Consider the following 21,501-nt stretch of genomic DNA (forward strand, 5'->3'; position numbering starts at 1 on the left):
TGCGAACACAGTGAAGCAATCTGTTAATTAAAGAAGCAGATTACTTCGTCGCATACTCCTCGTAATGACGAACAATATGTTATTACAAACTTAGAGAAGCAATCTGTTTATTTAATGTGAAGGACTTTATCGGATACATCTGATTATAAAATAGGAATCCAATAGTTACCTCGAATAATTGGGTGATTCTTTAGTTATTGTAACATTATGAGGATGACTTTCACGTATTCCAGCAGCCGTAATTTTAACAAATCTGGCTTGTTTTTGCGCTTCAATATCTTTGGCACCACAATAGCCCATACCAGCTCTTAAACCACCAATAAATTGAATCATAGTTTCATTTAATTCTCCTTTATAAGGAACTCTACCTACAATACCTTCTGGCACTAACTTTTTGATATCATCTTCAACATCTTGAAAATATCGATCCTTTGACCCATGTTCCATGGCTTCAATAGAACCCATACCTCGATACGACTTAAATTTTCGTCCTTCAAAAATAATAGTTTCACCAGGCGATTCTTTGGTTCCTGCCAATAAAGAACCTAACATAACACAGTCTGCACCAGCAGCAATTGCTTTTGGAATATCACCGGTATATCTAATTCCACCATCTGCAATTACAGGAACTCCAGAACCTTTTATAGCATTGGCAACATCTATAATGGCAGAAAGTTGTGGAAATCCAACACCAGCAATCACCCTAGTAGTACAAATTGAACCGGGACCAATACCAACTTTAACAGCATCGGCTCCTGCTTCAACTAAATATTTGGCAGCTTCACCAGTGGCAATATTTCCAACAACAATATCAGTATTTGGATAGGTGGCTTTTATTTGTTTTAACACAGTAACCACGCCCTTAGTATGTCCGTGTGCAGTATCAATTATCAATGCATCAACACCCGCCTTTATTAAAGTTTCTGCCCGTTCAAAAGCATCAATAGTTACTCCAATAGCAGCAGCTACACGTAAACGACCATATTGATCTTTGTTGGCATTTGGGTTTTCGAGCACTTTTATAATATCTCTATAGGTAATAAGGCCCACCAATTTATTGGTAGCATCTACTACAGGTAATTTTTCAATTTTATTTTGTTGTAAAATAATTTCGGCTTGTTTTAGCGAAGTGCCAACGGCAACGGTAATCAAATTGGTTGAAGTCATTACTTCGGAAATTTTACGGGTATTATCTCCTTCAAAACGTAAATCTCTATTGGTGATGATGCCAATTAACTTTCCATTTTCATCAATTACAGGAATCCCTCCAATACCATACTCTCGCATTAAGGTTTTAACGGTTAATACCGTTGCATCTTTAGTAACAGTGATGGGTTCTAAAATCATACCCGACTCTGAACGTTTCACTTTTTTAACTTCAGCAGCTTGCTTTTCAATGGTCATATTTTTATGCAACACGCCAATTCCACCTTCACGAGCCATAGCAATGGCCATATCCGATTCAGTAACAGTGTCCATAGCTGCTGAAACAATAGGAACATTTAAGGTTATATTTTTTGAAAATTTAGCTTGAATACTTACCTCACGTGGTAATACTTCTGAAAATGCTGGAATTAGTAGTACGTCGTCGTAAGTTAATCCTTCACCTACGAATTTTGAAGTGTTTGAAATCATATTGCAATAAACTTAAAAAGTAATTGCAGGCAAATTTACACTATTTATATTAAATGAAAGAAAAATTTATTTTTTAATGAATAGCAGCTGGTAACAAATTGATAAAGTTGATACTACAAAAGTAAATGTCATTAAAATGCCTGAAAAAATAATCAGGTATTTCATCCAAGTTATTCCTAGCCATAGAAAATAAATGCCGCCAAAAGTAAAAAGAACCGATAGAAAAGGTTCTAACATTAAAAAATATTTCAATCCTAGTGGGAGGGACGTAGTGGCCAACATAAGTGCCAACATAAAAAAGATAACCGACAATGATAAAATATGATTATGAACAATAGTAAGAATTTCATTTTTACTTTTCTTAAATTTCATTATTTCCGCATTTTCATCAGATTCATTGCCTAAATAATGTGTTTCTACCTCATTTGGATGCATAGTGGTAGTGGTATTCACAAAGCTTATCCCACCATAAAAACCAATGCTTAATACGCCTATGAATGTTAAAATAAGCAATTTAATTTCTCTTGGAAATTGATGTATAAGTCCGTGAATTTGCATTAGATTAGTTGTTTTTGATGTAATATTTGTATGGTTTTTAAAAATTTATTCACTTCATTGGTAAGTGATTTAGCAGAAATGGTAGCTCCAGAAATGGCAGCGATATCTTTTTGATAAATCAATGGGTTTTCAGTTGTTTTTCCAATGAACTGCTTCAGCCAACGGTTACTTCCAATTTCTCCCCCATGTTCTTCTCTATAGATTAGTACTTTGACCTTCGAAACAATTAAATTTTCGTCTAAAATAATTATAAAATCGAAATAAGCTGCTTTTCCAAAACCATGTCCAATATAATAGTATCCTTTGAGATTTGGCGTGGTAATTTTCATTAAATCACCATCTTTCATTTTTAATGGAAGTGTTTCGTTTATTGTAAAAGGTATTATAATTACTTCTTTTGTATAAGAGTTGATTTTAAAGGTTGCTTTAATTTCTTTTTCTACAAGTGCATCAATTTTATTGAGGGTAAAACCCATACATAAAAGAAGTATTCCCGTAAAAACAAATAATTTTTTAAATTTTAAAATCATAATGGTAAAAATAGTTAAAAAATAATAAGCTCCCCAAAAATAAATAGTAGGGAGCCATTATTCAAATTAAATTAAAACCAGATGGCTACTCCAGCGTTAAATTGTTTCGCAGTATCGCTTCCTAAAACTGCATTATTCATAAATTGATAATCTACTTTAAAAGCAGCACCATTTGCAACTTTATAGCTTAAACCAACTAAAACTTCATCTCTATCAAATGCTTTATTAGGCACCAATGTACCAGCAGTAGAAGCGTGGGTATTGTGTTTTTCATAGCGTACAAAAGGAGTCAATTTCTCTTCCCCTTTTAAATTGAAATTATAGGCAGCTTCCGCATAGAAACCAGTCATTTCAGAACCTAAGTCTTTACCAGTTAGCGTATTGTAGTCTTCAGTATTATTTAAATTGGTATGAATATATTGACTTCTTAATTCTAAATTGTTGTATTTGTATCTTGCATCTAAACCAATCATAGAAACACCAACGGTAGAAGCTTCAATAGCAGTATTGTCGGTTTGAGTATCACCAAAATATCCCGATAAACCAACTCTAAGGCCAGGAATACCATAATAATCTATTTTAGCTGAAAAATTTGCAGCACTTGCTATGGCATCAGCTCCTTTTTGACGCCCTTTACGCAATCCATCGGTACCTCTTAATATTCCAACACCACCTGCATATGATTTAAATCCGTTGAAAATATATGCTTGGTATTTTAATGATGCACTGTTGATATTTCCAGAAACCCCAACACCAATTTCTCTCCAAGTTGTTGGAACGATGTAATTATCTACATTTGGTCGTTCAACTCCATAAAAAGTGGTTGGTTCGTGGTATTCATTAATAATACCCATTGGAACTAACATTAAACCTGCCATTACATTAATATTATCGGCAGCCTTGTAATTTATATATGCTTGTTCAACATATAATTCTATCACATGTTCATATTCAATTTCAGTAACGAAGCTAACTTTATCGTTGAATTTATAGCCCAAAAGGAGGACCAATCGATGAACATCTAATTTACCAACTTTAGAACCATCAGGCTCATTATAGTCGATTTGTGCATATCCGCCAATAGACAATTTTTGTGGTAAAGATAAACCTATTAGGCGTTGACCTGCATTTTCTGAAGGGGTATTTATAGTAGTATTTTCTTGGGCGAACCCTATAAATGTTACTAGTACTGTGGCAATTGTTAATTTTATAGTTCTCATTTTAAATTTGATTTACGTTATTCTTATTTAGACTTAATATAAATAATAGCGCAAATGTAAAAGAGAAAATTAAAATAAAAAAGCCTTATTTAGAATAATTTTAAATAAGCTGACATATATCATATTTGTAAAAAGGCAATAAAATACAAGATGTTTAAATACAGAGAATTACGATTTTTATGAAAATATTTTAAGCGCTTCGTTGTAGGCACTTTCAAAACTCATAGCCCCAATGTTAGTACTTGCTTTTTGTTGATTAAAATAGGAGAGCAGTTTTTCAGTAGGCATATTACCAGTTAAATCGTCTTTTGCCATAGGGCATCCGCCATAACCTTTTATGGCACCATCAAAACGTTTACAACCACCTTTGTATGCTGCATCCACTTTTTCGAACCAACTAGCAGGAGTAGTGTGAAGATGTGCCCCAAATTCAATGGAAGGATGTTCAATGATTAAATGTTTAAATAAATAGGAAATATTTGAAGGAGTAGAGTTACCAACGGTATCTGACAATGAAATAATGTTGACCCCCATTTTCGCCAACAATTCGGTATAATTAGCAACTATTTCAACATTCCAAGGATCACCATACGGATTTCCAAAACCCATTGATAAATAGGCGACAACTTCTTTATTGCTTTTTATGGCAATTTTCAAGATTTGGTCTAAAACTACTACAGATTCGGTTATGGTTTTGCCCGTATTTCTCATTTGAAAATTTTCTGAAATAGAAAAAGGATACCCTAAATAATCGATTTCTTCAAATTGTGACGCATCTTCTGCACCTCTAGTATTTGCAACAATTGCCAATAGATTACTTGAGGTTTTTGACATGTCCAATAAATTTAAAACTGCAGCAGTATCTCTCATCTGAGGAATTGCTTTTGGAGAAACAAAACTGCCAAAATCAATGGTATCAAAGCCAACTCTTAACAAAGCATTTATATACTGTGCTTTTGAAATAGTTGGAATAAAATGACTGGTAATACCTTGCATAGCATCTCGAGGACATTCTATTATTTTAACCTGTTTGTTAGTTTTAGTCGGCATATCTTAAGTTAGAACTATAAAGATAGCAATTCCAATAAAAACTAAAATTTTAAACCATTTTAAGTTGGTATTGAATGTTGGATTTGTTTTTAAGTACATCGAAAATTTTCCAGAAAGCAGTGCCACCAATGAAAATATGACAAAAGCTTGGATCATAAAAATCAACCCTAAAACGTAAAATTGGATAACCGTATTCTGAGTTGAATGGTATAAAAAGCCAGGAAAAAAAGCTAAAAAGAAGATAGACACTTTCGGATTTAGCACATTCATTATAAATCCTTGTTTATATAAATTAAAAAAATCCTTTTTAGTAACTTTTGCATCCAATTTTATTTCTGAAGTGCTTTTAAATGTTAAAAATGCCAAATACAATAAATATATAGCTCCAAATAATTTTATTGACCAAAATAATTGTGGCGATTGCTGAATAATTGCTGATACTCCAAAAGCAACTAGGGTGGTGTGTATTATAATGCCAGAGGCTAAACCCGCAGCAGTAGCAATACCGTATTTTTTACCATTTGTAATACTTTGAGCCAGCACATACACAATATCTGGTCCAGGCATCACAGTAAGTATCATGGACGCAACTAAAAAAGACCCTAAAATTTCAAAATTCATTTTTTATAAATGTTGTTTTTTCTTTCTTCTTTCTTCTATTTTCTATTTTCTATTCTTTAATGATTCTAATTCCAACATGCTTACTTTCAATCATTTTATCGTTGGAAGGGTCGTAAAAATCATACGCACTATAACCATAAATACCGTTTTCAAAATATTCGGCAACATTTCCTCCCAAATCGTATATATCGGCATCACCAATAGTTGTCTTAGCAGATTTACCAACTTTTTTAAATAATAAGGTTTGTGTTTCTTTTAATTTTTGCAAAAACAAAGGAACTTCATCCATGGTTAAATCAAAACCAGACCAATAATTTAATGTGTTTTCTTTTGCCGCAGCCTTATGGGCTTTTTTGTGTAATTTTTCAGCTTCTTTGGCAGTAGGCAATCTGTACGTTTTTTTAGTTAAAGTACTTAACCAAGTTACATAATTGATAGCGTTTTCTTTACTTGTTATAACTGGATAATTATCTAAACCTGCATTGAATTGAAAATCTGGTTTAAATGATTTATACTGCGCATTGGTAATTTCAAACCTACCAATTGAAATAGAATCTTTTTTGGTTAAAACCGTTTCTGGAATTAGTTTTCCCTGAAATAGCAATCCAAAATTCCCTTGCTCATCAATAGCCACTTTATCTATTTCAAGCAATTGTGCCAAGGGACTATCCTTTTTAAATGTCACATTTTCTTTAGAAGGTTTTTCAAATAAATAGGTATCAATCCAGTCCAATTCTTCATTCATTTTTCTTAATTGATGACTTATTTTTCCCAACCCATGAGGCTGACCAGGAAACCAAAGAAAACGAACTGGTGTTTTACCAACTTGTTGTAATCCTCTATAGTATTCCCAACCTTGATCTCTAGGAACTGCTCTATCTTCGCTACCATGGAAAATAATAGTTGGCGTTTTTATTTTTTCAATTTCAAATAGGGGAGACTTTAAAATATAATTTTCATTGTAAAACGTACCGTTCATATCGTCCCAAGGTGCACCTCCAAAATAAATTTGGTCAAAACTAACACCAAAACTACAAGTTCCATAATCTGAAGTCCAGTTGACATCTCCAGCCCCAGCAGCAGCAAATTTGAACATATCTGGATATTTTACTGTTAACATGGTTGTTAGTATAGCTCCATTTGACCACCCCATAGTTCCTAATTTGTCAACGTCAATCATTCCTTTTTCTTCTAAAACAGAAATGGCTTTCATAATGTCGTCCATTTCTGGTTCGTAATAATTGCCCTTAATGCTTTCAACAAAAGCTAATCCATGGTTTGAAGACCCGTGATAATTTGGCTGCAATACAAAAGCGCCACGTTGTGCTAAAATATTTGGATAAGTACTCCAGCGCTCAGCCCAAGTATCAGTATCAGCACCCGCTGGCCCTCCGTGAATTGATAAAATTAATGGATATTTTTTACCTTTTTCATAATTTTCTGGATAGTATAAAATACCTGTTACTTCTTCATTTTTGTATCCCTTCCAAACAAAAACTTCATAATTGGTGAGCGGTTTTTTAGCTAAATTTTCATTTAATGTTATAAGTTCCTTTTCCGAGGTAAATTTTCCTTTTTGAACATTTGAAATATAAAATTTAGGTAATTTTGCCGAATTTGAATGTTGATAGACTACTTTCAACCCGTTTTCTGAAGTCGATAAAATGGTAGTTGAATTATTTTTTTCTCCTAAATTTAAATCCGTTTTATCCCAACCATTTTTCGATTTTTTATACAAGGAAAGTTTGTAATAAGCTTTATTCGCCAATGTAACCAGAACATCGTTTCCAAGCAATTCAAAACCTCTTCCAATACCTAAGTCCCATTGCAAATTTATTTTCTGATGAGTATTTTTTTCCAAAGAATAAAAGTATAATTCTTCAACGCCTTCACCGTTCCATTCAGGATTGGATGAAAATGTAGATTTAAAATAAAAGCCTAATCCATCTGGTGTAAATTTAAACGAATCTGACGGTTGCTTTAAATCTGTTAAAATTTGTTTACTTGCACCAGTCTCTAAATTTTGTAAATAATAAAAAGGATCTTTTGTGGCATCCGCATCAAAAGAAGTACTTCTGTCCATACTATAAATCAGCCATGTTCCGTTTGGTGAAACTGCAAAACTTCCAACAGGTTTTGTGTTGTTTGTAATTCTTTTAATTGATTTACTTTCTATATCAAATTCAAAGATTCTTTTAGGTTTCCAGTAAATGGTATCTTCAATTACTTCAACATCATCCTTGGCTTCTTTAAAAGTTTTATCTCTTAACGTTTCACCTTCATTGGCACTAAAAAGAAAGGCATTTTTGTTTTTCCATTGAATAGTTGAAATACCATTTTTAAATTCATGTACTTCTTGAGCTTCACCGCCATAAACGCTTAATTTCCAAAGTTTTTTACCTTTATCTCTAGATGATAAAAAGTAAATAAATTCGCCATCCTTTGAGAAAACAGGACTAAAATCATTTTCTTCGGCATTGGTTAATTGAATGGTTTTAAACCCTTTTTTATCTGTAACATTTAATAGGGTTAAATAAATATCTGAAACAAATTTATCTTTTTCTTTAACCGCTTTGGTTTTCGTCCAAACTACTTTAGTGCCATCAGGTGAAATTGATACCGATTTCATGGTCTCTGTATTAATAATATCTTCTGGAGTCCAGCGAGTTTTATCTTTTTCTTGTGCGAAGGAATTTATCGACATAAAAAGAAAAACAGCACTTAAAAAGTAGGGTATCGTTTTGAGTTTCATATAAAGGTTGCGTTAATTTATTTTTTGTTATGATTGTTTTAGTTGTTTAATTCTAAATAGTTTTTTACAAAGGCTTTAATACCATCTTTTATGTTTGTTTGTGGTTTGAAATTGATGTATTCAAATAAACTTTCAACATTGGCATACGTAGCTTGCACATCTCCTGGTTGCATAGGTTTAAAAATAATTTTACCTTTTTTACCTATTTCATGTTCAATGGCGTGTACAAAATCCATTAAAGCTATGGGATTATTATTGCCAATATTAAATAATTGATAACATGCAGCACTTTTAGACGGACTCGGTTTTTTAGCATTAAACGCTGGATTATTTTCTATTGGAGCTAGTGGTAGCAATCTTTTTATACTTTCGACAATATCACCAACATAGGTAAAATCACGACTCATTTCTCCATTGTTAAAAACATCGAATTCCTTATCTTCCACAATCGCTTTTGTAAATAAATGCAGTGCCATATCGGGTCTGCCCCAAGGTCCGTAAACGGTAAAAAATCGCAAGCCAGTACTTGGAATTTTAAAAAGATTCGCATAAGAATGAGCCATCATTTCATTGGCTTTTTTACTTGCAGCATACATTGCCAATGGGTGATCGGTACAACTGTCTTCTTTAAATGGAATATCTTCGCTCAATCCATAAACCGAGCTCGACGAGGCAAAAACCAAATGTTCAACGGGATAGGTTCTACAACATTCCAAAATATTTAAAAAACCAGTAATATTGCTATCCACATAGGTATGTGGATTTTCAATAGAATAGCGAACTCCAGCTTGAGCAGCTAAATTTACAACATAATCGAACTGTTTATTTTTAAAAAGCTCTTTTAATTGAGTTAAGTCGATTAGATCTAGTTTTATAAATGAAATATTTTCTAATTCAATAAGTTGATTGTATTCAAATTCATTTTTAAATCCTAAATCCGCCAAACGAGCATATTTTAATCCAACATCATAATAATCGTTTATATTATCCAATCCAACCACTTCATAACCTTCTTTGGCAAGTAATTTGGCTAAATGGTACCCAATAAATCCTGCCATTCCTGTTATTAAAACTTTTTTCATAGTTGAAGTGTTTTCCTCAATAACAAATGTAAAATATATTACTAAAAACTAGTGCTTAATGCAATATTTATTTTATATGAAATAGATAAAATTGGATTTATCTGCCTAAATTTGGGGTTTTAAAATTAAATGAACATGAATAAACAACTAATAGAGTGTGTCCCTAATATAAGTGAAGGGCGAGATGAAGCTAAAATTAAAGCCATTGCAAGTGTTGTTGAGACGGTTGAAGGGGTGAAATTGTTAGATATAGATCCTGGAAAAGCTACTAATAGAACTGTTATAACTTTTGTAGGAGAGCCTTCAAAGGTTATTGAAGCAGCTTTTTTGCTAATTAAAAAGGCATCTGAATTAATTGATATGAGCAAACATACCGGTGAACATCCAAGATTTGGTGCTACAGATGTTTGTCCGCTTGTTCCTATTTCAGGAATTACTTTGGAAGAAACCGCCAAATACGCCCATTTGTTAGGCGAAAGAGTAGGAAGAGAACTTGGAATACCAGGGTATTATTATGAAAAAGCGGCAACAGAAGAAAAACGAATAAATTTAGCAAATTGCAGGGCGGGTGAGTATGAAGGTTTGAAAGAGAAATTGAGTAATCCTGCTTGGAAACCAGATTTTGGTGCTACAAGTTATACTGATAAAGTAGCAAAAACGGGTGCAATTGCAATTTCAGCACGAGATTTTTTAGTGGCCTATAATATTAATTTAAATACAACTTCGACCAGAAGAGCAAACGCTATTGCCTTTGATATTAGAGAAGCAGGAAGGGTTTTATATGAGAATAATGCGCTTTCTGGGAAAAAAGTACTAGATGAAAACGGTGAGCCTGTCAGAATTCCTGGCAAATTAAAAGCCGTTAAAGGAATTGGTTGGTACATTGAAGAATATGGAATTGCTCAAATCTCTTATAATTTAACCAATATTAGCATTACACCAGTTCATATTGCTTTTGATGAAACAGAAAAAGCTGCCATTGAACGTGGAATGAGAATTACTGGTTCAGAATTAATTGGATTAATTCCGCTTAAAGCAATGTTAGATGCTGGAGATTATTTTTTAAAGAAGCAACAGCGATCTTTGGGCATTTCAGAAACTGAAAAAATTAAAATTGCAGTAAAATCGCTTGGTTTGGATGATTTAAAACCGTTTAACCCTCAAGAAAAAATAATTGAATATATGTTGGCTGCTGATACCAAAAAACTGGTCGATTTGTCAGTTTCAGAATTTGCGGAAGAAACTGCTGGTGAGTCGATGGCTCCAGGTGGCGGTTCTATTGCAGCGTATGTTGGGGCTTTGGGAGTTTCATTAGGAACCATGGTAGCAAATTTATCAGCTCATAAAGTGGGATGGGATGATCGATGGGAATTTTATTCGAATTGGGCCGAAAAAGGACAAGCATATAAAAACATGTTATTGTATTTGGTAGATGAAGACACCAATGCTTTTAATAAAATTATTGATGCGTTTAGATTACCAAAAGGGAACAATGAAGAAATTGAAGCTAGAAAAGAAGCGGTGGAAATTGCAACCAAATATGCTACGGAAATTCCGTTGAAAATAATGGAAACAGCATATAATTCAATGGAAGTAATGGAGGCCATGTTAAAAGATGGAATGCAAAGTTCTTTATCAGATTCAGGAGTTGGGGTATTATGTGCTAGAACGGCTGTTTTAGGTGCTTATTTTAATGTTAGAATTAACGCTAAAGATATTAAAGATCGCCAATTTGCAGAAACCATTTTAGCAAAAGCAAATGATATTTATTCAAAAACAGTTGCATTGGAAGCTAAAGTTATTAATCAAATAGATTTAAAGTTGTAATTTTTTTTGATTTAAAATTAAATAGCCATAACGAATTATTAATAAGGCTATTATAGGTAAAAGAGCGATGTTAAACACCTGAATTTCTATAACCCACAATAGAAATAATAATGCTAATAGTATTAATAACAGTTTATTATAAGCTATTAGCCAGGTTGGTAATTTTGTTTTTAGCATATAAAATGCAACCACTACATTTGGAGCAAAAGCCCATAAAAAGTTAAAATTTTTATAGGTTGCAGTGTGGTTGGTAGCAAACCATAAAAGGAGTACTACAATACCAATAATTCCAGTAACAAAAAACAATGAGAAATCTAACCATTTAGATCTTTTGTTGTTTTTAATATTTTTATAGGTTTTGAAAGTAACAAGTAAGCATAAAACAAAAAACAAATTAAAAGGAGTTGCCAACGATGTTTTTGACTCAAAAGGTCTCTGTTTTAATATTTCAACAGTATTTTTGACTAAAGGTTGTTGATTGTTTTCAATTAATACAGTTGCATTGCCAAAACCGGCCATTAAATAATCTGGTAAAAATTTATAATTATCTTTTGTAGCTTTTCTATCGATTACTGATCCCAAGGCTAAATCAATTCCAAATTTCGACCACTTATTTGTGGTGGTATAGTCGGCAATTAAATCGCGATGAGTTTTTGTAGTATTAATATGTGAATTACTAAAAGCTACTTTATCTTTTAATACAATTTTTAAAACTTCTTCTAATTTTGTTGAACAATTATCGTAAAAGAAATCATATTTATAATCTCTGTTTTGTGGTAGCGCATTTATTTCTAAAAAATCATAAAGTAACTGAACATCAGTATTATCTAAATTTAATTCTTGCACAGTTACCCATCTATTTTCGCGGTGGTATGATTCTAAAAAAGAATTGAAACGAGAAGTTGATAATTGATAAATTAATTTTCCTTTAACAAAATTTAAGTAAAAATTAGGCGCATTAAAATTAAATGTACCGTAATTATAAACTTTATCTAATTGTAAAATAGGGTCGTACACTCTGAATGCGCTATGCCCAAAAGTACTGTACAATTCAGATCCAGGTCCACAGGTTACAACACTAATTGTTGCATCTGTTGATAATCTAAGTTGTGCATTTCCAAAAAAAACACCTAAACTAAAAATGGCAGACAATAGAATTATTTTACGTTTCATTTTTTTTATAATTTTTTAGAATCTTCATTTATTTTTAGTTCCATTCTCATTTCAATCATATGTTTTTTAAAGCCACATTTTTCATACGATTTTATGGCTGAAAGATTGTCGTTATATACTTGTAATCGAAATTCACGTACATTTTTAGTTTGCCCCCAAATTAATAAGGTATCTATTATTTTTTGACTAACGGCATTTCCTCTAAAATTTGGTTTTACAAATATAAAACCAATATATCCATAATTATCGAAGTTAAAATATGATTTTGGTTGCCTAATTTGAAGGTATCCAGATCCTATAATTTCATTCTCAAATAAAGCTACAACTACTTCTGTATCATTAGATTGTATCATATCCTTAATATCGTAATAATTGATACGTCCCGATTTTAAGGTAGGGTCAAAAGGGCGTTCGGCAGTAATAATACCTTGTTCAAACTCATATAAAATGGGGATATCCAATAAAGTAGCTGTTCTTAAACTGATGTTATGCATTTAAAATCTGAATGATTAATTTATAAAATCTGATTTATAAATGCTAAAATACGATTTTCGAGCCATACGTTTTTAGTTTTTATAAAAGATGAATTGAAACCAACGTGACCACCATATTTTGGCGCTTCAAAATAAAAAAATGGATGATTCGAGGCTTCAGCAAATGGGAAACAACTTTTAGATAAAAAAGTATCATCTTGGGCATTAATTAATAGGGTTGGTTTTCGAATAGCCCTAATATATTGTTTGCTACTACTTTTGGTATAATAGTCTTCAGCATTTAAAAATCCGTTTAGTGGTGCGGTAACAGCATCGTCAAATTCAAGGAATGTTTTTGCTTTTTTAATATAATTTACATTCAAATTGTTTTGTGGAAAATCAGTAATTTTTTTAACTAGTTTTATCTTCAACCTAACCATAAATCGTTTAAAATATAAAATGTTATGAATTTTTGATAATTCGTGTGAAGAGCCTGCTAAATCGGTTGGTACTGAAATGGAAATTCCACCTTTTATGCTTGAATTCAACTGGTTTCCTTCACCTAAAAATTTTAACAGAATATTTCCACCCATGCTAAAGCCAACAAAAATAATATTTTTGTAGGTATAATGGTTTAAGATATAATCTAAAATCACATTTAAATCATCTGATTTTCCACTGTGATACGAATATAAATGTCGATTATCTTCACCGCTACAACCCCTAAAATTAACTGCCAAACAGTCTATTTTTTGGTCATTTAAAAAACGAACTGTTGATAGTAGATACTTAGATTGTGAACTGCCCTCTAAACCGTGAAGTACAATAACTAAGGTTTCAGAATTGACGAATGAAAAGTCCAAATCTAAAAAATCGTTATCAGGAGTAAAAATTCGTTTTCGCTGATAAATAATAGTTGTATTATAAAAGAGTGTTTTATGAACGGTATTTATGTGAGCTGACCTAAATAGGAGAGATGGTTTATATGTTGAATGTAGTTGTGGCATTTTAAAATAAATAAAAAAACTAAATGCAAAACTAACGAAAACATTTTTTTAAATTTACGGAAAATATAAAAGATGAAAATTAAATCACATATTCCAAACATACTTACATTATTAAATTTATTTTCTGGTATTATAGCTGTTTTTTTTGCCGTTAAAGACCAACTTGTACTCGCTGCTTTTTTTGTTTTTATTGGTATATTTTTTGATTTTTTTGATGGTTTTGCAGCTCGAATTTTAAAAGTTCAAGGAGAATTAGGAAAACAATTAGATTCGTTGGCTGATGTTGTTACGAGTGGTGTGGTGCCTGGATTTGTAATGTTTCAATTAATGCTTAGATCATCTAGCTCAGCAAATTGGAGTAGTAGTAATGATGCTGTGGAACAAATCTCTTTAAGTACAATTTTAACTAGTAATTATGCAGTAGCATCCATAGGATTTTTAATTGCTATAGCTGCAGCATACCGGTTAGCAAAATTTAATATCGATGAACGACAAACATCATCATTTATAGGCCTTCCTACACCCGCTTCTGCGATGGTGGTTTTGTCATTACCCTTAATAATAGCATATACCAACAATCAAATTGCCATTGATTTAATAGGAAATTTATGGTTCTTAATTGGGTTGACTTTGTTATTGTGCTTTTTAATGAATGCTGAAATTCCTTTATTTTCTTTAAAATTTAAAGATTATAGTTGGAAAAATAATAAAGTGAAGTTTATTTTTATAGGAGTTACTATGTTGTTATTAGCTGTGTTACAGTTTATTGCAATACCATTTATTATAGTATTGTATGTATTGATTTCTATGGTAGCTAAAAAAGAAATTAATGATTAAAAATTTTATTTTTTGTATTTCATTTAAGCGCACTTTCTTTCGAAAAATAAATTAAAATTTCTTTTTTTTAAGTTCGAAGTCCTTTCCTAAATAAACACGTCTAACAGTCTCATCAGCAGCTAGTTCTTCAGGTGTTCCTTCTTTTAAAATTCCACCTTCGAACATGAGGTAGGTCTTATCTGTAATTGCCAATGTTTCTTGAACGTTATGATCCGTTATTAAAATACCGATATTTCGATCTTTTAAATGTGCCACAATACTTTGAATATCTTCCACAGCAATAGGGTCGACCCCTGCAAAAGGCTCATCCAACAAAATAAATTTAGGGTCAGACGCTAAAGCTCGTGCAATTTCAGTTCGTCTTCGTTCACCACCCGATAATAAATCCCCTCTATTTTTACGCACATGCCCCAAACCAAATTCATCAATAAGCGATTCTAATTTTCTTTTTTGATCATTAACAGAAAGATTTGTGAATTGTAACACAGATAAAATATTATCCTCAACAGATAATTTTCTAAAAACCGAAGCTTCCTGTGCTAAATAGCCAACACCTTCTTGTGCTCTTTTGTACATCGGAAATTTTGTAATTGGTGTGTTGTCTAAATAAATTTCACCTGCATTAGGTTTAATCATTCCTACAATCATATAAAATGAAGTAGTCTTACCAGCTCCATTTGGCCCTAATAAACCAACAATTTGACCTTGCTCTACTTCTAATGAAATGCCGTTTACAACATATCTGTTACCGTATTTCTTCTTAATATTTTCAGCTCTTAATATCATTGATGCTTATTTGTTTAAAAGTTAAAAGTTAAAAGTTTGAAAGTTCATAAAATAATTTATAATTATTCTTCATAATTCTCCTTTTTCTTTTCTATCTTCTTTCATTGTTTTATTCACTATTCACTATTCACTATTCACTATTGCCTATTGTCTATTGCCTATTTCCAACTCTTCCCAAAATTCATAGGCTCGTCTTAAGTGCGGAATTACAATGGTACCACCAACTAAAGTTGCAATTGAAAGCGATTCCATGACTTCATGTTTGGTAACACCAAGTTTAAAACAAGTTTCTAAATGGTATTTAACGCAATCGTCACATCGAAGCACTGCGGAAGCCACTAAACCTAATAATTCTTTAGTTTTAACATCTAAATGACCTGCCATATAAGCATTTGTATCCAAATTAAAAATTCGTTTGATAACTTTATTGTCATCGTTCAAAATTTTTTCATTCATTTTTTTTCGATACAAGTTAAATTCTTCTACTTGGTTAGGCATTTTGTTTTTCTTTTTTAAGTTGACGTTTAATCACAATTTTAGAAATAATAATACTTATTTCATATAAAACTAATATAGGTATTGCAACAATTACTTGACTTATTACATCTGGCGGTGTTATTATGGCAGAAACGATTAAAACAATAACCAATGCATGTTTTCTATAGGTTTTTAAAAATTGAGGAGTTACCAATCCCATTTTAGTTAAAAAATAAATAATAATAGGCAATTCAAAAATTAATCCAGCCGCCAAAATGGAGGTTTTAACAAGTGAAATATATGATCCTATTTGAATATTAGTTTCTACAGTTTCACTAATAGAATAATTCCCTAAAAAATTAACAGATAAAGGAGTAATTACGTAATAACCAAATAATACGCCTATAAAAAATAGAAATGAAGATATTATAATGAACGCTTTTGCCCCGCTTTTCTCTTTTAAATAAAGCCCCGGACTTATAAATTTCCAAACTTCATATATAATATATGGAAAGGCAATTATAAAACCAAAGGTAATGGACGCCCAAATATGCACACTAAATTGTTCAGACATGTCCAAACTTTGCAATGTAAAAGGTATTTCGTCTATGCATAATCCTTCAGTACCAAAAAAAATTGATGCTTTGCAGAAAAGCCGATACGTTATAAAATTTGGGTCTTTAGGCGCAAAAAGGATGGTGTTAAATATAAAATCCTTCATTAAAAACGCAATTATTCCAAATGAAAAAACAGCAATAGTTGAACGTACTAAATGCCAACGCAATTCTTCGATATGATCCAAAAAGGACATGTCATTTTTATCTTTTAATTTTTTTGTCATTTTAAAAAATTCCTTCTTTTAGTAAATCGTGTAAATGTACAACACCTGCATATTTTGAATTGTATTCAACCAATATTTGGGTTATATTGTTATTTTCCATCGCATCGAATGCTTCAATAGCCATGGCATCTATCGCAATAGTTTTTGGGTTTTTACTCATAATATCTTTTGCCGTAAGCATCGAAAAATCATCGTTATTTTTAAGCATTCGCCTTACATCGCCATCAGTAATAATTCCAATAATTTTATTGTTATCTATAACTGCAGTCGATCCCAACCTTTTTTCAGAAATTTCGATAATAACTTCTTTAATGGAGGTTGAAGGTGATACTGCAGGCAATTCATTTTTTACAATTAAATCACTAACCCTTAAATACAATTTTTTACCTAATGCTCCACCAGGATGATATTTTGCAAAATCTTTGCTAGAAAAGTTATTTAATTTTAACAAGCAAATAGCTAAAGCATCTCCCATAACTAATTGCGCGGTTGTGCTTGTTGTAGGTGCTAAGTTATTAGGATCTGCTTCTTTTTCGACGTAAGAGTTTAGTGTAAAATCTGCATTTGTGCCTAAAAATGATTCAATATTACCAGTTATCGCAATAATTTTATTTCCATAATTTTTTATGAGAGGTAATAAAACTTTTATTTCAGGTGTATTCCCACTTTTTGAAATACAAATTACGACATCATTATTTTGAATAATTCCAAGATCTCCATGAATAGCATCTGCGGCATGCATAAAAATGGCAGGGGTTCCGGTAGAGTTAAATGTTGCAACTATTTTGGCAGCAATATTGGCACTTTTGCCAATTCCAGTAACAATAACCCTTCCTTTTGAATTTAATATAAAATTTACAGCATTTTCAAAATCTTCATTTAAAAAATTAACTAAATTCGCAATCGCGTTGCTTTCAGCTAATATGGTTTGCTTGGCATTTTCGTTTATGGTATTTTTATTTTTCAAAAGAAAAGTTTTTTTTGAATTAAAAAAATGTTTTATCTTTAATAGCTAACAAAAATATTATTATTTAATAACATAGAAAGCAAACTGGTTAAAAATTAAAATTAAATATTATAAATAGTTGTAACTTACAAGTTAATTGGTATGATGCTTTGATTAATTTAAGGGAACAATTTAATAAGAAAAATGGATAATAAAACTATTGATCTGCACGCTGCTCTGAAAAAGCACTTTGGTTTTGATAAATTTAAAGGATTACAAGAAGAAGTTATAAAAAGTATTATTGAAAAACATAATACTTTTGTAATTATGCCTACTGGAGGAGGAAAATCACTCTGTTATCAGTTGCCTGCTTTAGTTCAAGAAGGTACGGCAATTGTTGTTTCTCCACTTATTGCGTTAATGAAAAACCAAGTAGACGCGATTAGAGGAATCTCTGCGGAATATGGAATTGCTCATGTTTTAAACTCATCTCTTAATAAAACAGAAGTAAATTTAGTGAAAGCAGATATAGAACGCGGAGTTACTAAATTGCTTTATGTTGCTCCAGAATCTTTAATTAAGGAAGATTATGTTGATTTTTTACAAAATCAAAAAATTTCTTTTGTTGCTATAGATGAAGCACATTGTATTTCTGAATGGGGACACGATTTTAGACCTGAGTATAGAAATTTAAAGGCGATTATTCAGAAAATAGACGATGTGCCTATAATAGGGTTAACAGCCACTGCAACTGAAAAAGTTGAAGAAGATATATTAAAATCCTTGGGAATTACAGATGCAAATTCTTTTAAAGCATCTTTTAATAGACCAAATCTATTTTATGATGTCCGTAATAAAACTGCCAATGTTAATGGAGATATAATACGGTTTGTTCGTCAATATGCTAACAAATCTGGTATCATTTATTGTTTGAGCCGTAAAAAAGTTGAAGAAATAGCTCAAGTACTTCAGGTAAATGGGATAAAGGCAGTACCGTACCATGCAGGTTTAGACGCAAAAACTAGAGCAAAACATCAAGATATGTTTTTAATGGAAGATGTAGATGTTGTTGTTGCAACTATTGCATTTGGAATGGGAATAGACAAACCAGATGTTCGATTTGTAATACACCACGATATTCCTAAAAGTTTAGAAAGTTATTATCAAGAAACCGGTAGAGCTGGTAGAGATGGAGGAGAAGGATATTGTTTGGCATATTATTCATACAAAGATATTGAGAAATTAGAGAAATTTTTATCTGGAAAACCTATTGCCGAACAAGAAATTGGGAATTCATTATTACAAGAAGTTATTGGTTATGCCGAAACTTCAATGTCTCGCCGAAAATATTTATTGCACTATTTTGGTGAGGAGTTTGATGGTATAAATGGACTAGGCGCTTCTATGGATGATAATGTTCGGAACCCAAAGAAAAAAGTAGAGGCGAAAGATGAAGTAAAGAAATTATTAGAGGTTGTAAAGCTTACTAATCAAAAATATAAGGCAAAAGATTTAGTTAAAACCTTGGTTGGTAAGGTTAATGCGTTGTTGAAATCTCATAAAACAGACGAACAGGCTTATTTTGGTTTAGGAAAAAGCCATGATAGTAAATATTGGACAGCATTAATTAGACAGGTTTTGGTTAGTGGATATATTAAAAAGGATATTGAACAGTATGGAGTTATTGTATTAACACCAAGTGGATTAGAATATTTAAAAAATCCAGAATCATTTTTTATGACTGAAGATCATATTTATGATGCAGGGGACGACGGTTCATTAATTGCAAATGATAAGGGTGGTGCTGGAGCGATTGATGATATATTAATAAAATTATTGAAAGATTTACAAAAATCTGTTGCTAAAAAGAATGGGGTTCCTCCATATGCTGTTTTTCAAGAAACATCTTTGGAAGATATGGCAAATAAATACCCAATTAATTTAGAAGAGCTTAAAAATATTTATGGAGTTGGCGAAGGAAAAGCTTCCAAATTTGGAAAACCGTTTGTAGATTTAATAGCGAAATATGTTGAAGAAAATGATATTATTAGAGCGGAAGATTTTGTAGTTAAAAGCACGGGTGTAAATTCAGCACTTAAACTTTATATTATTCAAAATACAGATCGTAAAATTCCACTGGTTGATATTGCTAAATCAAAAGGGTTGGGATTTAGTGAGTTAATTGATGAAATGCAACGTATTGTTTATAGTGGTACTAAATTGAATATTGATTATTGTATAGATAATTTATTGGATGAAGAGCAGCAAGAAAAAATATTTCAATATTTTATGGAATCTGACAGTGATAGAATTCAAGATGCATTAGATGAATTTAAAGGTGATTTTGATGAAGAAGAATTGCGTTTGATGCGTATAAAATTCATAAGTAAAGTAGCGAATTAATTTTTTTATTTCGCTTCTTATTTTTTTTAATGGACTTTTTTAAATTAACACGTTAAAATAGAGTTTTATTCTTCTTCTTCTGAGGTATCTTTTTTTATTTTTTTACTACCTTCATACATGTCATAACGAACAAATTTACAATCTAAATCACCGTTTTTTAAGGCAATTTTTTTGGAAGTTTTTAGTCCAACGTGCTTTAAAGCTTCAAAATCGGAAGTGATAAACCATACCGTAGAATCAGAATATCCATTTTTCAACGTATCACCGATACTTTTATAAAATTCTGCAACGTCAATATTTAAACGTTCTCCATAAGGTGGATTGAACAAAATAATAGTTTTTCCAAAAACTTCTTTTACCGAGTTGAAAAAGTTAACGTGATGAATTCCAATAAATTCTGTTAAATTGGCATTTTCAACATTTTCTATGGCTTTTCTAACCGCCGAAGGAGCTTTATCGAACCCCATAATTTTAAAATGGCAATTTCTCATTTTTTTCAAAAGGGAATCTTGAACGGCAAAAAACAAAGATTCATCATAATCTTCCCATTTTTCAAAGCCAAATTCCTTTCTGTTAATATTTGGAGGTATGTTGTTAGCAATCATTGCTGCCTCAATTAGTATTGTTCCAGACCCACACATTGGATCAATAAAATTACAATCTCCGTTGTACCCAGATAGTAACACTAAACCAGCGGCCAATACTTCATTAATTGGTGCAATATTGGTACTACTTCTATACCCTCTTTTGTGTAAAGAATCTCCAGAGCTATCTATAGAAACTGAACATAAATCGTTTTGGATATGAACATGAATTTTAATATCAGGATGTTTGACATCAACATTGGGTCTTGCATGATATTTATGTCTAAAGTAATCGGCAATTGCATCTTTAGATTTTAATGAAATATAGTGAGAATTTGTTGTAAAATTTTTAGAATTAACTACTGCTCCAATAGCGAAAGTACTGTCTACTTTCATATATGTTTCCCAATTGATGCGCTGTAATTTTTTATATAAGTCATCTTCGTCAAAAACTTTGAATCGGTTTATAGGCTTAAGAATTCTGATTGCAGTTCTAAGCGCAATATTTGCTTTATACATAAATCCTTTATCACCTACAAAGGATACGTTTCTCACACCTTTTTCTATATAGGTTGCACCTAAATCTTCCAATTCTTTTGCTAATAAATCCTCAAATCCAAACATGGTGGTAGCCACCATTTTATAATTTTCATTCATCGTTTATAAATATGGTGCAAAAATACATTTTAAAATTTTAAG

Annotated in this window: 19 protein-coding genes; 3 read left to right on the forward strand and 16 right to left on the reverse strand. The window is 31.5% G+C overall.

The window, feature by feature from the left end:
- Positions 1-165: 165 nt before the first annotated feature.
- From guaB to Q8S45_RS04555, 8 genes are all read right to left on the reverse strand, one after another.
- Positions 166-1,635, reverse strand: a complete 1,470-nt coding sequence (gene guaB / locus Q8S45_RS04520; RefSeq protein WP_305601634.1) for an IMP dehydrogenase — start codon at positions 1,633-1,635, stop codon at positions 166-168.
- A 66-nt stretch (positions 1,636-1,701) separates the two neighbouring features.
- A complete protein-coding gene (locus tag Q8S45_RS04525; protein WP_305601636.1) occupies positions 1,702-2,193 on the reverse strand; it encodes a hypothetical protein in 492 nt (163 codons plus the stop codon).
- Positions 2,193-2,723 (reverse strand): FMN-binding protein, encoded by a 531-nt coding sequence (locus tag Q8S45_RS04530; RefSeq protein WP_305601638.1) that lies wholly within the window; start codon positions 2,721-2,723, stop codon positions 2,193-2,195. Before Q8S45_RS04530 ends, Q8S45_RS04525 begins: the two co-directional genes overlap by 1 nt.
- Positions 2,724-2,794: 71 nt before the next feature.
- A complete protein-coding gene (locus Q8S45_RS04535; RefSeq protein WP_305601640.1) occupies positions 2,795-3,943 on the reverse strand; it encodes a hypothetical protein in 1,149 nt (382 codons plus the stop codon).
- A 177-nt stretch (positions 3,944-4,120) separates the two neighbouring features.
- Positions 4,121-4,993, reverse strand: coding sequence for a hydroxymethylglutaryl-CoA lyase (locus Q8S45_RS04540; protein ID WP_305601642.1), 873 nt, complete (start codon positions 4,991-4,993; stop codon positions 4,121-4,123).
- Positions 4,994-4,996: 3 nt separating this feature from the next.
- The gene (locus Q8S45_RS04545; RefSeq protein WP_305601644.1) at positions 4,997-5,614 is read right to left on the reverse strand and encodes a LysE family translocator; all 618 of its coding nucleotides are present in this window, start codon (positions 5,612-5,614) and stop codon (positions 4,997-4,999) included.
- A gap of 49 nt (positions 5,615-5,663) precedes the next feature.
- Positions 5,664-8,366, reverse strand: a complete 2,703-nt coding sequence (locus tag Q8S45_RS04550) for a prolyl oligopeptidase family serine peptidase (protein WP_305601647.1) — start codon at positions 8,364-8,366, stop codon at positions 5,664-5,666.
- 38 nt (positions 8,367-8,404) lie between these two features.
- Positions 8,405-9,448, reverse strand: a complete 1,044-nt coding sequence (locus Q8S45_RS04555) for an NAD-dependent epimerase/dehydratase family protein (RefSeq protein ID WP_305601649.1) — start codon at positions 9,446-9,448, stop codon at positions 8,405-8,407.
- A gap of 135 nt (positions 9,449-9,583) precedes the next feature.
- Here Q8S45_RS04555 and ftcD point away from each other — a divergent pair, with 135 nt between their 5' ends.
- Positions 9,584-11,275, forward strand: a complete 1,692-nt coding sequence (gene ftcD, locus Q8S45_RS04560) for a glutamate formimidoyltransferase (protein ID WP_305601651.1) — start codon at positions 9,584-9,586, stop codon at positions 11,273-11,275.
- Here the strand turns inward: ftcD and Q8S45_RS04565 are convergent.
- The 3 genes from Q8S45_RS04565 to Q8S45_RS04575 are packed head-to-tail and all read right to left on the reverse strand — an operon-like array spanning position 11,264 to position 13,928.
- Positions 11,264-12,448, reverse strand: a complete 1,185-nt coding sequence (locus Q8S45_RS04565) for a DUF4105 domain-containing protein (RefSeq protein ID WP_305601653.1) — start codon at positions 12,446-12,448, stop codon at positions 11,264-11,266. The two genes, ftcD and Q8S45_RS04565, sit on opposite strands and share 12 nt — an antisense overlap.
- A 5-nt stretch (positions 12,449-12,453) precedes the next feature.
- On the reverse strand, positions 12,454-12,942 hold the full coding sequence (locus tag Q8S45_RS04570; RefSeq protein WP_305601655.1) for a GNAT family N-acetyltransferase: 489 nt from the start codon (positions 12,940-12,942) through the stop codon (positions 12,454-12,456).
- A 20-nt stretch (positions 12,943-12,962) separates the two neighbouring features.
- Positions 12,963-13,928, reverse strand: coding sequence for a YheT family hydrolase (locus Q8S45_RS04575; RefSeq protein WP_305601656.1), 966 nt, complete (start codon positions 13,926-13,928; stop codon positions 12,963-12,965).
- Between the two features lie 72 nt (positions 13,929-14,000).
- On the opposite strand from Q8S45_RS04575, the gene Q8S45_RS04580 reads away from it, so the two are divergent.
- On the forward strand, positions 14,001-14,765 hold the full coding sequence (locus Q8S45_RS04580) for a phosphatidylcholine/phosphatidylserine synthase (protein WP_305601657.1): 765 nt from the start codon (positions 14,001-14,003) through the stop codon (positions 14,763-14,765).
- A 51-nt stretch (positions 14,766-14,816) separates the two neighbouring features.
- Here the strand turns inward: Q8S45_RS04580 and lptB are convergent, their stop codons facing one another.
- The 4 genes from lptB to Q8S45_RS04600 form a co-directional block, all read right to left on the reverse strand.
- Entirely contained in the window at positions 14,817-15,551 is a 735-nt protein-coding gene (gene lptB, locus Q8S45_RS04585; RefSeq protein ID WP_305601658.1) for an LPS export ABC transporter ATP-binding protein, read from the reverse strand.
- Positions 15,552-15,695: 144 nt separating this feature from the next.
- Complete coding sequence (locus tag Q8S45_RS04590; protein WP_305601660.1) at positions 15,696-16,049, reverse strand: carboxymuconolactone decarboxylase family protein; 354 nt, start codon at positions 16,047-16,049, stop codon at positions 15,696-15,698.
- Positions 16,042-16,869, reverse strand: a complete 828-nt coding sequence (gene tatC / locus Q8S45_RS04595; protein ID WP_305601662.1) for a twin-arginine translocase subunit TatC — start codon at positions 16,867-16,869, stop codon at positions 16,042-16,044. The genes Q8S45_RS04590 and tatC overlap by 8 nt, the downstream gene beginning before the upstream one ends.
- A 1-nt stretch (position 16,870) precedes the next feature.
- Complete coding sequence (locus Q8S45_RS04600) at positions 16,871-17,836, reverse strand: SIS domain-containing protein (RefSeq protein WP_305601664.1); 966 nt, start codon at positions 17,834-17,836, stop codon at positions 16,871-16,873.
- A 183-nt stretch (positions 17,837-18,019) separates the two neighbouring features.
- On the opposite strand from Q8S45_RS04600, the gene Q8S45_RS04605 reads away from it, so the two are divergent.
- Positions 18,020-20,218 carry a RecQ family ATP-dependent DNA helicase gene (locus Q8S45_RS04605; RefSeq protein WP_305601666.1) on the forward strand — a complete coding sequence of 733 codons (2,199 nt, stop codon included), beginning with the start codon at positions 18,020-18,022 and terminating at the stop codon, positions 20,216-20,218.
- A gap of 65 nt (positions 20,219-20,283) precedes the next feature.
- Here the strand turns inward: Q8S45_RS04605 and Q8S45_RS04610 are convergent, their stop codons facing one another.
- Positions 20,284-21,459 carry a class I SAM-dependent RNA methyltransferase gene (locus Q8S45_RS04610; protein ID WP_305601668.1) on the reverse strand — a complete coding sequence of 392 codons (1,176 nt, stop codon included), beginning with the start codon at positions 21,457-21,459 and terminating at the stop codon, positions 20,284-20,286.
- Between the last annotated feature and the right edge of the window lie 42 nt (positions 21,460-21,501).

Source organism: Lutibacter sp., from assembly GCF_030692605.1.
GTDB lineage: Bacteria > Bacteroidota > Bacteroidia > Flavobacteriales > Flavobacteriaceae > Lutibacter.

Bases quoted from the DNA above. Each gene is read 5' to 3' on its own strand.
- Q8S45_RS04575 (WP_305601656.1), bottom strand. From the start codon at position 13,928: ATGCCACAACTACATTCAACATATAAACCATCTCTCCTATTTAGGTCA.
- Q8S45_RS04530 (WP_305601638.1), bottom strand. From the start codon at position 2,723: ATGATTTTAAAATTTAAAAAATTATTTGTTTTTACGGGAATACTTCTT.
- Q8S45_RS04590 (WP_305601660.1), bottom strand. From the start codon at position 16,049: ATGCCTAACCAAGTAGAAGAATTTAACTTGTATCGAAAAAAAATGAAT.
- guaB (WP_305601634.1), bottom strand. From the start codon at position 1,635: ATGATTTCAAACACTTCAAAATTCGTAGGTGAAGGATTAACTTACGAC.
- lptB (WP_305601658.1), bottom strand. From the start codon at position 15,551: ATGATATTAAGAGCTGAAAATATTAAGAAGAAATACGGTAACAGATAT.
- Q8S45_RS04555 (WP_305601649.1), bottom strand. From the start codon at position 9,448: ATGAAAAAAGTTTTAATAACAGGAATGGCAGGATTTATTGGGTACCAT.
- Q8S45_RS04550 (WP_305601647.1), bottom strand. From the start codon at position 8,366: ATGAAACTCAAAACGATACCCTACTTTTTAAGTGCTGTTTTTCTTTTT.
- Q8S45_RS04580 (WP_305601657.1), top strand. From the start codon at position 14,001: ATGAAAATTAAATCACATATTCCAAACATACTTACATTATTAAATTTA.
- Q8S45_RS04540 (WP_305601642.1), bottom strand. From the start codon at position 4,993: ATGCCGACTAAAACTAACAAACAGGTTAAAATAATAGAATGTCCTCGA.
- Q8S45_RS04565 (WP_305601653.1), bottom strand. From the start codon at position 12,448: ATGAAACGTAAAATAATTCTATTGTCTGCCATTTTTAGTTTAGGTGTT.
- tatC (WP_305601662.1), bottom strand. From the start codon at position 16,869: ATGACAAAAAAATTAAAAGATAAAAATGACATGTCCTTTTTGGATCAT.
- Q8S45_RS04610 (WP_305601668.1), bottom strand. From the start codon at position 21,459: ATGAATGAAAATTATAAAATGGTGGCTACCACCATGTTTGGATTTGAG.
- Q8S45_RS04605 (WP_305601666.1), top strand. From the start codon at position 18,020: ATGGATAATAAAACTATTGATCTGCACGCTGCTCTGAAAAAGCACTTT.
- Q8S45_RS04570 (WP_305601655.1), bottom strand. From the start codon at position 12,942: ATGCATAACATCAGTTTAAGAACAGCTACTTTATTGGATATCCCCATT.
- ftcD (WP_305601651.1), top strand. From the start codon at position 9,584: ATGAATAAACAACTAATAGAGTGTGTCCCTAATATAAGTGAAGGGCGA.
- Q8S45_RS04525 (WP_305601636.1), bottom strand. From the start codon at position 2,193: ATGCAAATTCACGGACTTATACATCAATTTCCAAGAGAAATTAAATTG.
- Q8S45_RS04535 (WP_305601640.1), bottom strand. From the start codon at position 3,943: ATGAGAACTATAAAATTAACAATTGCCACAGTACTAGTAACATTTATA.
- Q8S45_RS04545 (WP_305601644.1), bottom strand. From the start codon at position 5,614: ATGAATTTTGAAATTTTAGGGTCTTTTTTAGTTGCGTCCATGATACTT.